The sequence below is a fragment of the Cupriavidus sp. SK-3 genome (genome assembly GCF_000611145.1).
In the GTDB taxonomy this organism is placed as follows: Bacteria; Pseudomonadota; Gammaproteobacteria; order Burkholderiales; family Burkholderiaceae; genus Cupriavidus.
Window position 1 is genome coordinate 1 of the sequence record NZ_JFJV02000164.1, and the last position, 11,289, is coordinate 11,289.

The 11,289-nt window shown below is 67.3% G+C and carries 8 protein-coding genes; 3 read left to right on the forward strand and 5 right to left on the reverse strand.

The annotated features are described in order from the left end of the window. Positions 1-993: 993 nt before the first annotated feature. The 4 genes from shc to CF70_RS16870 all read right to left on the reverse strand — a co-directional run bounded on the left by shc (position 994) and on the right by CF70_RS16870 (position 5,690). Positions 994-3,009: a squalene--hopene cyclase gene (shc, locus tag CF70_RS16855; protein WP_081862213.1), complete on the reverse strand. Its 2,016-nt coding sequence runs from the start codon at positions 3,007-3,009 to the stop codon at positions 994-996. Continuing rightward, complete coding sequence (locus CF70_RS16860; protein ID WP_051648577.1) at positions 3,006-3,581, reverse strand: TetR/AcrR family transcriptional regulator; 576 nt, start codon at positions 3,579-3,581, stop codon at positions 3,006-3,008. Before CF70_RS16860 ends, shc begins: the two co-directional genes overlap by 4 nt. Positions 3,582-3,738: 157 nt before the next feature. Then, a complete protein-coding gene (locus CF70_RS16865; protein WP_081862214.1) occupies positions 3,739-4,605 on the reverse strand; it encodes a substrate-binding domain-containing protein in 867 nt (288 codons plus the stop codon). Between the two features lie 143 nt (positions 4,606-4,748). Next, positions 4,749-5,690: a LysR family transcriptional regulator gene (locus CF70_RS16870; RefSeq protein WP_035866947.1), complete on the reverse strand. Its 942-nt coding sequence runs from the start codon at positions 5,688-5,690 to the stop codon at positions 4,749-4,751. Between the two features lie 275 nt (positions 5,691-5,965). On the opposite strand from CF70_RS16870, the gene CF70_RS16875 reads away from it, so the two are divergent. Continuing rightward, positions 5,966-7,201: a sensor domain-containing diguanylate cyclase gene (locus CF70_RS16875; protein WP_063830473.1), complete on the forward strand. Its 1,236-nt coding sequence runs from the start codon at positions 5,966-5,968 to the stop codon at positions 7,199-7,201. On the opposite strand, the gene CF70_RS16880 is transcribed toward CF70_RS16875, so the two are convergent. Continuing rightward, a complete protein-coding gene (locus tag CF70_RS16880) occupies positions 7,198-8,238 on the reverse strand; it encodes an AraC family transcriptional regulator (protein WP_035866949.1) in 1,041 nt (346 codons plus the stop codon). The genes CF70_RS16875 and CF70_RS16880 overlap by 4 nt on opposite strands. 217 nt (positions 8,239-8,455) lie before the next feature. Here CF70_RS16880 and CF70_RS16885 point away from each other — a divergent pair, with 217 nt between their 5' ends. Further along, positions 8,456-9,589, forward strand: a complete 1,134-nt coding sequence (locus tag CF70_RS16885; RefSeq protein ID WP_035866951.1) for an acyl-CoA dehydrogenase family protein — start codon at positions 8,456-8,458, stop codon at positions 9,587-9,589. A gap of 63 nt (positions 9,590-9,652) precedes the next feature. After that, a complete protein-coding gene (locus CF70_RS16890; protein ID WP_035866953.1) occupies positions 9,653-11,182 on the forward strand; it encodes a CoA-acylating methylmalonate-semialdehyde dehydrogenase in 1,530 nt (509 codons plus the stop codon). The last annotated feature ends 107 nt before the right edge of the window (positions 11,183-11,289 follow it).

Genomic DNA, 11,289 nt, shown 5'->3' on the forward strand with positions numbered 1-11,289 from the left:
TTCGTCGATAACGCCCATGTCTTCTCCGTTGGCACGTCTGCCGCTTCGCGGCACGTGGCGGATTGGTTGCGCACGCCAGGAACGACAAGTGACTCGATGCTTTGCATCGCGGCACACCATGCAACCACGTCTATTCGAAGTCCGGGTTGCAAAACGCTGTGAGCTTGGCGCGCTGGCCCGATTCGCCAAACATGCTACTGGGTGAGTGCGGAAATGATCAATCGGACGTGTCCTATTCTTTGAAGAAATTTAAAAACAATTTCCGTTATGGATCACCGTTTAGTCGCAATGCCAACGATGGAAGGCGGGGCTGCATGCCGGCATGCTCGGAATGACATTACCTTCGTGAGACGCCTTTCTGGTGGCGTGTGCGCAGCTACGGCAGTATGGCGGCAGCCCGTGAAACGATGACGAAATGCCAGTGCCTATTCGAAAATCGGAATGCAAAATGCCGTGAAATTTCTCGATCCGCTCTGATGCGGCAGGCATGCTACCGGGGAATTTCCGCAATGAATATTCGGAAATTTCCTATTATTCGATGGGCCTCGCCGGGCACCCGCAGGAAGTATGCCTGGCATGCGCCACCGCAGGCGTTCCGTTGTTCATCCGGATCCGTCATGGTCTTCGCTCCGTTGTTTACTCGTCCTATTTTTTTCAACGGGCATCCATGCTACCAATCACGGCGCACCGCCCTATTGATCGTTGATCGAGCGACGGTGGCAGCCGAAGTGCTTGTTCCATTCACGCCGTTGCTGCCCACCAGCAGGCGCATCGGTTCGCCGATGCGCGAGGCGCGGGCAACTTCACCTCAGCTCCTGCGCGCGGCGGCTCAACCTCGTCTAGCTGGGTATTAGGGACTGGCAAGTCGGGAAATGCGAGCACGCGCCTCGCCGGTTGTAGCCGTACGGAGCGCCCCCTGCGGGCGGGCCAAGCCAGCCCGCGATGCGAAGCTGGCCGCGCAGGCGTACCTGAGCGTACCGGCCGCCCCGGGGCCTACTTCGCCGCCGGACGCCTTGCCAGCTGACGGTAGCGCGTCAGCGCCCATAGCGGGAAATAGGCGGTGTAGCCGTGGTACTTGAGATAGTAGATGCGGGGGAACCCCGGCGCATTGTGCGACGGATGCTGCCAGAGGCCGTTGCCAGCCTGGCAGTCCAGCAGGTAAGCGATGCCCCTGCGCACCGCGGGCGTATCCACCTCGCCCACGGCGAAGAGGGCCAGCAGCGCCCAGGCGGTGCAGTTGGGCGTGCTCTCGCCCCCATTGGTGCCCGCCAGCGACGGGTCGAAGTAGCTGTCGTTGGTCTCGCCCCATCCGCCGTCGGCGTGCTGGCAGCGTAGCAGCCAGTCGACTGCCTTGCGGATATAGGGCTGGCGCACGTCCTCGCCCACCAGCGCCAGGCCCGCCAGCACGCTCCACGTGCCATAGATGTAGTTGCTGCCCCAGCGCCCCCACCAGGCGCCGTCGGCGCGCTGCGTGCGGCGCAGATAGGCCACGCAGCGCTCGACGGCGGCGGCGTGCGTTTCGCGGTTTCCGCTCAGGCCGATGCATAGCAGCACGCGGCCGGAAACGTCCTCGGTGGGCGGATCCAGCAGGGCGCCATGGTCGGCGAAGGGGATGCGGTTCAGGTACTCGCGGTCGCAGTTGGCATCGAAGGCGCCAAAGCCGCCATTGCGCGATTGCAGGCCCACCATCCATTTCACGGCGCTCGCGACCGCGTCCTGGTAGCGCTCGGGCGGGCCGACACGGCGTGCACGCACAGCCAGCATGGCGGCCACCACGGCGCTGTCGTCGATGTCCGGATAATAGGCATTGGCGTACTGGAATGCCCAGCCGCCGGGCTGCACCGACGCCTGCACGTGCTTGCCCCAATCGCCGCGCAGGTCTCGCACCTGCCGTACTTCCAGCCAGTCGTAGGCGCGCTGCACCGCCTGCTGTGTGCGCGCGTCGGTGCCGGCGTGCTGCAAGGCCATGATGCTCCAGGCGGTATCCCACACCGGTGACAGACAGGGCTGGCAATAGGCCGAGCCGTCGGCGCGGCGCACCACGAGCTTGCGGATGGCGGCCAGGCAGGTTGCGCGTGCCGGATCGGTCTTCGGCACGCCGAGCAGCGCCATCATCTCGTACCAGTACACCATCGGCGGAAAGATGCCGCCCAGGCCATCCTCGCCGTTCATGCGCTCCACGCACCAGGCTTGCGCCCGGGCGATGGCCCGCCGGCGCACCGCGGAGGGAATCAGCGGCTCGATCGCGCGGGCCAGCTTGTCGGCCACCAGGAAGGCCTTGCGCATCAGGCCCTCGCGGGAGAAATAGTGCCGCTCGCGCTCGGGCGGCGTGACGAACAGCTCGCTGACCCCGACACCGTGCGGATTGGCGGCCTTGGCCCGCAACGAGCACAGCACCGTCAGCGGCACCAGCGTGGAGCGCGCCCAGTAGGCCATCTTGTCCAGATGCACCGGCGCCCAGCGAGGGAACAGGATGAGCTCGACCGGCACGAAGGGCGTGGCGCGCCAAGGCACCTGCCCGAACGTGGCCAGGAGGATGCGGGTGAAGACATTGGCCTTGGCGGCCCCGCCCTGCGCCAGGATGGCGCGGCGGGCCTGGACCATGTGCGGGGCATCGGGGTCGTCGCCGGCCGCCTTCAGCGCGAAATAGGCCTTGACGCTGCACGACACGTCGAGCGCGCCGCCGTGGTACTGGTCCCAGCCACCATGACGGTCTTGCCTCTGGATGCTTCGCAGGTAGACCGCCATCGCCGCCTGCAAGTCGGCATCGATCTCGTCCACGAAGTGCATCATCAGGATGTACTCCGCGGTAATGGTGGCATCCGACTCCAGTTCGAAGCACCAGTGGCCGTCGCCATGTTGGTGGCTCAGCAGGGCCTCGCGGGCCGCGTCGATGGCGCGGTGCAGATCCGCGTCAGCGTCCTGCCAGGCGTTGAGCTGAGCGTTTGGCTGTGTATTCAGTTGGGCATTCGGTCGGGTATTCAACCGGGCGTTCGATCGTGCGTTCATTGCGGCTGGCTCCGCGTCATCTGGTCCAGCTGGCGCAGGACCTCCGCCCTCAGGCCGGCATCCATCGACTGGCTGCCCAGCAGGTCGGCGAGCCACAGCCCGTCGGCAGCCAGGCGGCAAATCATCAGCCTCGCCGCCTCTGCCGCGGGCAGGGGATCGGGGCTTGCGATTTCGGCAATGCGTGGTGCCCAGCGATCGCGCGTATCGGCGTCGGTCAGCATCAGCGCCAACAGCAGATGCAGATAGCTGGCGGCGTCCTCTTTCCTCTCCTCCTTCAACGTCGCCCGCATATAGGCCCGCGCCGCGCGGCCCTCGGCCTGCGCGTCGCTGGCGATTGCAGCGGCCACATCGGCGTTGAATGTCTCAACCGCGTCGTCGAAGAGCGCGTCCAGCAGCGCCTGCTTGTTGCGGAAATGATGCTGCAGGCCACCCTTGCTGACGCCGGCACGCGCCGCCACCGCATCCAGCGTCACGGCGCGCAGGCCGGATTCGAGGGCGAGCTGGGCCGCGGATTGCAATAGCTGCGGGCGCAGCACGTCGGGCTGCTTCTTTCGGCGGTGTGCTTGTGTCATGGGCGCGGATCATACCATCCGGCCGGATTGTTTTGCCACAAGACGCGCTGCGGGCTGGCCACGCTAAGAGTCCGCTTCAGAATGAAGTTTCCTCTCACCGCAGCAGACCTGCCGGGGGCCAGCGCCAGCCCGCGCAACCAGCGCCCCGCGCGCCCTCTCACTGCTCCCGCTTATCCTCCACAACCGCATCCATCCCGCTCCGCTCGATCTCCCCTCTTGCCGCGGGCGAAGCCAGATATCGAATCAACGCGCGCCCGGCCTCCGGATGCTCCGCGCCCACCGGCACACCCGCCGCAAAGCTGGTCACCTGCTGCACCGCCTCCGGAATCTTCCCGACAAACGTGGTCCCCTCCACCGGCAGCAACTCGCTGACCTGCTGCAAGCCGATCTCATAGTCGCCCCGCGCCACCACGCTGCCCACGGGAATCTTCTCGATCATATGGGCGCGCCCCTTGACCTGTTCCTCGATACCCAGTTTCCTGAACATCTCCTTCTCGACATACACACCGCTGGCGCTATCGGAATAGGCAATGGAGCGCGCCTCCAGCAACGTCTTGCGGAACGCATCCACCGTGCTGATATCCGGCTTTGGCGCGCCGGCGCGCACCGACAGGCCGATGCGCGAATCGGCCAGGGCTACCCGGCTATCCGGCACCACCTTGCCTTGCCGGATCAATTCATCCAGTGCGTAGCCAACCATGATCACCACATCGGCATGCTCGCCGCGCGAGAGCCGGTTGGGAATCGCCTCGGGAGACTTGCCCATCGACGGGCCCCACGCGGTTGACAAGGTATTGCCCGTGGCCTTCTCGAAGCCGGGTCCGAGTGCCTTGTAGGCTGCGGTGAAGCCGCCCGAGTTCATGACCTTGACCTCCTCGGCCAGTGCATTGCCGGCGCCCAGCGCAAGGCTGGCCACGCCGGCCAGCACCAGCGCCAGCAACGGCCGCTTGCGGGAATCATGGGAGTTCGAAGGATGACTGCGGAGGGACGTGACGACGGGGCTGGGCACTGCGGCGGACGACATGGGCATATGCGCTCTCGATGGGCATTGAAATGGGAAACGGGAAACGGGAACAGAAAAAAGACAAAAGACCTGCCCGCATCGGTCTCCGAGGGCAGGCAGGTCATTCTATGCAGGCGCCGCGCGCCGCGATAATGCAATCTTTTTTAGCTTTGATCGCTTTCACGCATCAATGCCCGCGCCCGGCCCCGCCCTGGCACCGCCTGCGCGACCATCTCGTACAACGCCTGCGCATGCGGCGACAGCACGCGACCCCGGCGCCGCAGGATCCCCAGCATGCGGGAGACCGCGGGCTCGCGCAGGGGCACGGCAGCCAGCCCCGAGCGATCGCCGTCGGGCAGCGCCAGCCGTGGCACCGCCGCCACGCCCAGGCCGGCCTCCACCAGCGCCAGCACGCTGCTGACGTGGCGTACCTCGTAAAAGGCCGCCGGCCGCCGCGGCGCCTCCGCCAGGGCGAGATCCAGCATCAGGCGGTTGCCGCTGGACTTGGCCAGGGCCACCAGCGTGTGCCCGGCCAGTTCGGCCCATTTCACCGAGCGCCGCCGCGCCAGCGGATGGTCGCCGCGGCAGGCCAGCACAAACGGATCGCGCAGCAACGGTTCGAACAGCAGATCGGCTTCCTGCGTGCCGATGAAGTTCAGGCCGAAATCCGCCTCCCCGCTGGCCACGCTGTGCAGGACGACGTTAGCGCCCTCGTCCACCATCTTGACGCGGACATTCGGATACTGCGCATGAAAACGCCCGATCACCGCCGGCAGGAAATAATGCGCGGCCGAGGGCACGCAGGCGACGGTCACTTCGCCGGCTCGCGCCGTGGCGGCATCGCCGATACCAAGTAGCGAGGACTCCACTTCCGCCAGCAACGCGCGCGCCTTGCCAACAAATTCCCGTCCCACCACGGTAAGGGTGACGCGGCGCGTGGTGCGCTCGAACAGCTTGACGTTAAGCGCCGCCTCCAGTTTCTCGATGCGGCGCGACAGCGCCGGCTGGGACAGGCTGAGGGCTTCGGCCGCAGCGCGAAAGCCGCCTTGCTCGACCACCGCCACCATGGCCTGCAAGTCGCCGAGGTCAAATCTGATCTGTTGCATGGTGTTCCAGGCTGCGGCAATGAAAACAAGAGGAGAAGAGGAGAAGAGCCGGATGACCGCAGTACGGCAAGCGTCGGGATATTGATGCGCCGTACCGATCAACGCGCCTGCCTGCCATTCTAGCCGCCGGGCCGGACAGCGCAGCGGCATGTCAACGGGCTACCCCCCTCGTGCGTAGGTGGGTAGCGGCGACGCCGCTAGGGTATTCTCCGGAGCTTCGCGCCCGTCCGGGCGCCCCGCCACACTCAGGCGACACAACCGGAGGAATTCAGCAGATGTCGGACCCGTTCGCCCTGCTAGCCGTCACGACGCTGCTCAGCGTCATGATGCTGGCGATCGTCTGGTCGCTGCGCCGCTGCGGCCAGCCCGGCGTGAGGCATTGGTGGCAGGCCAACCTGACGGCCATGGTGGCGCTCGTGCTGTTTACGCTGCGTGGCCGGATCCCCGATATCCTGTCGATCGTGGTAGCCAACGGCGCGCTGGCGTGGGCGCTGGCGCTGTTCCACGCCGGCATCGCGCGCTTCTGCGGGCGCGAGCCGCCCTGGCGGGCAATGGCAGCGGCGACCCTCGCCGTGGTGGCCGGCGTCGTGACGTGGCGCTATATCTACAATGACTTCAACGCGCGCGTTGTCGTCGTTTCGGTATTCCATGCCGTGCTGTGCGCCTGCGTGGGGTACGTGCTGGTGCGTTACCGCCCGCGCGCCCGCCCCACCAGCCACTACCTGACCACGGCCGGTTTCGCCTTTTTCCTTGCCGCCGCGCATGCCCTGCGCGGCATCTTGTCGGCGCTCTCGGTCATGGACGACCCGTCCACCATGACCTCGCCCGGACTGAATGCCGCCTTTCTCGTGCTGGGTGCGATGGCCACACCGGGTCTCACCATGGGCGCGGTGCTGATGATCCACGATGCGATGGTGCGCCGGCTCGAAGCCATCGCCAACAGCGACTACCTGACCGGCACCATGTCGCGCAAGGCTTTCGAGGAGGAAGCCAGGCGCGAACTTGCCCGCGCCGCCCGGGGCGGGCACCCGCCGGTGCTGCTGATCGTCGACATCGACCACTTCAAGTCGGTCAACGACACGTTCGGCCATGCCGCCGGCGACGCCGTGCTGGTCGAGTTCGCGCGGCTTGTCACCGCCAGCCTGCGCGCGCCCGACCGCATCGGCCGCATGGGCGGCGAGGAATTCGTCGTGCTGTTGCCCGCCAGCTCGCTGGAGGACGCCCGCCACGTCGCGGAGCGCATCCGCTCGCTGGCCGGAGCCAGCCCCGTTGGCGGCCCGTTCGGCACGGTGCGCTATACCGTGAGCGGCGGCTATGCCGCATGGCAGCCCGGCGAGAGCCTGCCGGAACTCACCGCGCGCGCCGATACCGCGCTTTATATGGCCAAGCTCTCGGGGCGCAACCGCGTGCTGCCGCATACGGCTGCCCCTGACGTCATGCCGCACGCCGCTCCGGCACAGGCGGCGCAACCCTCCGCCACGGCCCCATCCGGCGAGCGCCAGCGCCGTTAGGGCATCGCGGGCGTCGTGGCCCGATACGCGCCCGGCCGTAGCCCGGTCCAGCGGCGGAACGCGCGGTGGAAAGCCCCGGGCTCGGCAAAACCAAGTTCGGCGGCGATCTCCGCCAGCGGGCGGCTGGAGTGGCTGAGCGCCTCGATGGCCAGATCGCGCCGCAGTTCGTCCTTCAGTTGCTGGTAGGTGCCGCCCTCCTCCATCAGCCGGCGCCGCAACGACGATGACGACATATGGACATCGTGCGCCAGCCGGTCGAAGGTGGGCCACTGTTCCGGCGGCTGGGCACGCAACTGGCGGCGCACGCGGGCCATGATGCTGCCCCGGTCGCTGTACTTGACCACCACGTTGTGGGGCGCGTCGCGCAGGAAGGCCTTGAGGCTGCGCTCGTCCTGGTGGACCGGCTGGTCCAGCCAGGCCGCGTCGAACACCAGCGCCGTGGCCGGTTGGCCGAACGCCAGGTGGCGCGAGTACATCAGCCGGTATTCCGCGCTGTAGGCCGGCTCGGGATAGCTGAACGCCGCCAGCAGGACCGGCACGCGCCGGCGCAGCAGCCAGCTCATCAACCCGTGCAGCATGATCAGCATGGTCTCCTGGGCAAACACGCCCGGCGGCCGTGCCGATGGCGCCGTGAGCACCAGCGCCGCCCGCCGGCGCTGGCCCGTCCCGCCGCCGCCCTGGCCGCCTTCGCGCTCCAGGCGCACGCCGATATCGTCGAGCAGCAGCCCGAAATAGCGCACCACCCGCTCCAGCCCCTGCGCCAGCGTCTTGCTGCCCGCGACGGCGTGGCACAGCATGGCAAAGCTGCCGCATTTCATGCGGCGCGAATCCTGGCCGAAGAATTCATCGTCGAGCGCGGCGGCCACTTCCAGCCACAGGGCGCTGTAGCTTGCGGCGGACACCCGCGCCTGCGGCACCGCCAGCAGCGCCGGCGCGATGCCCGCGGCCTGCAACACCGGCTCCGGCGCGATACCGCGCGCTCGCAGGCCTGCGATGGCGTGATGCACGAAGCAAATGGCGACGCTGTGTTTTTCCATGGAATGCAACGATCGGTACGGTTCGGTTTGCCTGCCCTGGCTTGCCGGCAGTGGCAAACGAGTTCAGCAAGGTTGGCGGATTCTGGCATAGGAGCGCCCCCGCTGTCTTCCTACACTTGCTGCCATGCCCCCCGCCCACAGCGGGCCACCCGACCAACCGCCAGACGCCGCGATCGCGTGCCAACCCCACGCCGGTCCCGGCGCAACCCGAGCCGCCATGCACCAAGAATTCAGCGAACAGCAAGCCATGATCCGCGACACCGCGCGCGCCTTCGCCAGCGAACGGCTGGCGCCGGACGCCGCGGCCTGGGACCGTGCCGGCCAGTTGCCGCCGGAGGTCGTGGCGGAAATGGGCGCGCTCGGCCTGCTCGGCATGATCGTGCCAGAGGAATGGGGCGGCACGTATACCGACTACATCGCCTATGCGCTGGCCATCGAGGAGATCGCCGCGGGCTGCGCCGCCTGCGCCACGCTGATGAGCGTGCACAACTCGGTGGGCTGCGGTCCCATCCTGCACTACGGCACCGAGGCGCAGAAGGCGCGCTACCTGCCTCGCCTGGCCAGCGGCGAGATGATCGGCGCGTTCTGCCTGACCGAGCCGCAGGCCGGCTCGGAGGCGCATAACCTGCGCACCCGTGCCCGCGCCACCGACGACGGCTGGGTGCTGTCCGGCTCCAAGCAATTCGTCACCAACGGGCAGCGCGCCGGCGTGGCCATCGTGTTTGCCGCCACCGAGCCGGAGCAAGGCAAGCGCGGCCTGTCCGCCTTTGTCGTGCCTACCGATACACCCGGTTTCATCGTGCACGCGCCGGAACGCAAGCTCGGCATCCGCGCCTCCGACACCTGCGCCATCACGCTGGAAGACTGCCGCGTGCCGCACGACGCGCTGCTCGGCGAGCCCGGCGAAGGCCTGCGCATTGCCTTGTCGAACCTGGAAGGCGGGCGCATCGGCATCGCCGCGCAAGCGCTCGGCATCGCCCGCTCCGCCTTCGAAGCCGCCTGCCGCTATGCCGCCGAGCGCGTGCAGTTCGGCCGCCCGCTGCGCGAGCACCCGCCGATTGCCAACATGCTGGCCGACATGGCTACCGAGCTGAACGCCGCGCGCCTGCTGGTGCACCGCGCCGCGCATATGCGTACCGCAGGCCAGCCCTGCCTGTCGGAAGCCTCGCAGGCCAAGCTCTACGCCTCTGAACTGGCCGAACGCGTGTGCTCCAAGGCGCTGCAGATCCACGGCGGCTACGGCTACCTGGAAGACTACCCGGTCGAGCGGCACTACCGCGACGCCCGCATTACCCAGATCTACGAAGGCACCAGCGAGATCCAGCGCATGCTGATCGCGCGCACCCTTTGAGCGGCGTGCCTGCTCCTTTCCAGCATTGACCCACCAAAACCCAGAACCGACGGAGACCACCCAATGAGTGCCCAGCCCGCTTCCGCAAACACCGCCGCCGTGCCCACCGTCAAGCTGTTGATCAACGGCGAGTGGGTGGAGTCCGCCGCCACCGAGTTCCGCCCGGTGGTCAATCCCGCCACGCAGGAAGTACTGGCGCAGGTTCCTTTGGCCACGGCGGCCGAAGTCAATGCGGCCGTCGGCGCGGCGCATCACGCCTTTGCCACCTGGCGCCACACGCCGCTGGGCGCGCGGCTGCGCATCATGCTCAAGTACCAGGCGCTCATCCGCGAACACAGCAAGCGCATCGCCGCCATCCTCACCGCCGAGCAGGGCAAGACCCTGGCCGATGCCGAAGGCGATATCTTCCGCGGCCTGGAAGTGGTGGAGCACGCCTGCTCTATCGGCACGCTGCAGCAAGGCGGCTTTGCCGAGAACGTGGCGGCCACCGTGGATACCTACACCCTGCAGCAGCCGATCGGCGTCTGCGCCGGCATCACGCCGTTCAACTTCCCGGCCATGATCCCGCTGTGGATGTTCCCGATGGCGATCGTGTGCGGCAACACCTTCGTGCTCAAGCCGTCGGAACAGGATCCGCTGTCCACCATGGAACTGGTCAAGCTGGCCGTCGAAGCGGGCGTGCCGGCCGGCGTGCTCAACGTCGTGCACGGCGCGCGCGAGGTGGTCGATGCCCTGTGCACGCACCCGGACATCAAGGCCGTTTCCTTCGTCGGCTCCACCGCCGTGGGCACCCACGTCTACAACCTGGCCGGCGCGCACGGCAAGCGCGTGCAATCGATGATGGGCGCCAAGAACCACGCCGTGGTACTGCCCGACGCGCACCGCGAGCACACCCTCAACGCCCTGGCCGGCGCGGCGTTCGGCGCCGCCGGCCAGCGCTGCATGGCAACCTCGGTGGCGGTGCTGGTAGGCGCCGCACGCGACTGGCTGCCCGATCTGGTCGCCAAGGCCAGGACGCTCAAGGTCGGCGCCGGCAGCGAGCCCGGTGTCGATGTCTGCCCGGTGGTATCGGTAGCGGCCAGACAACGTGTAACCGGCCTGATCGAAGCCGGCGAGCGCGAGGGCGCCACCCTGCTGCTGGACGGCCGCAACGTGCAGGTACCCGGCTACCCCGACGGCAACTTCATCGGCCCGACCGTATTCGCCGACGTCACCACGGAAATGTCCATCTACACGCAGGAAATTTTCGGCCCGGTGCTGGTAGTGATCGCAGTCGACACACTCGACGAAGCCATCGCGCTGGTCAACCGCAACCCCTTCGGCAACGGCACCGGCGTATTCACCCAAAGCGGCGCTGCGGCCCGCAAGTTCCAGAGCGAGATCGACGTCGGCCAGGTCGGCATCAACATCCCCATCCCGGTACCCGTGCCCTACTTCAGCTTCACCGGCTCGCGCGGCTCCAAGCTGGGCGACCTGGGCCCCTACGGCAAGCAGGTGGTGCAGTTCTATACCCAGACCAAGACCGTGACCGCACGCTGGTTCGACGACGCGACGGTAAACGATGGAGTGAATACGACCATCAGCTTGCGGTAAAGCAAAGGGCGGCAGGCAGAGGGCAAGCCCCGGAAATATGAAGGCGCTGCCCTTTGCCAGCACGATGCAAAGCGAGCCCCCAAGCGATGCGAAGCGAGCCGTGAAGG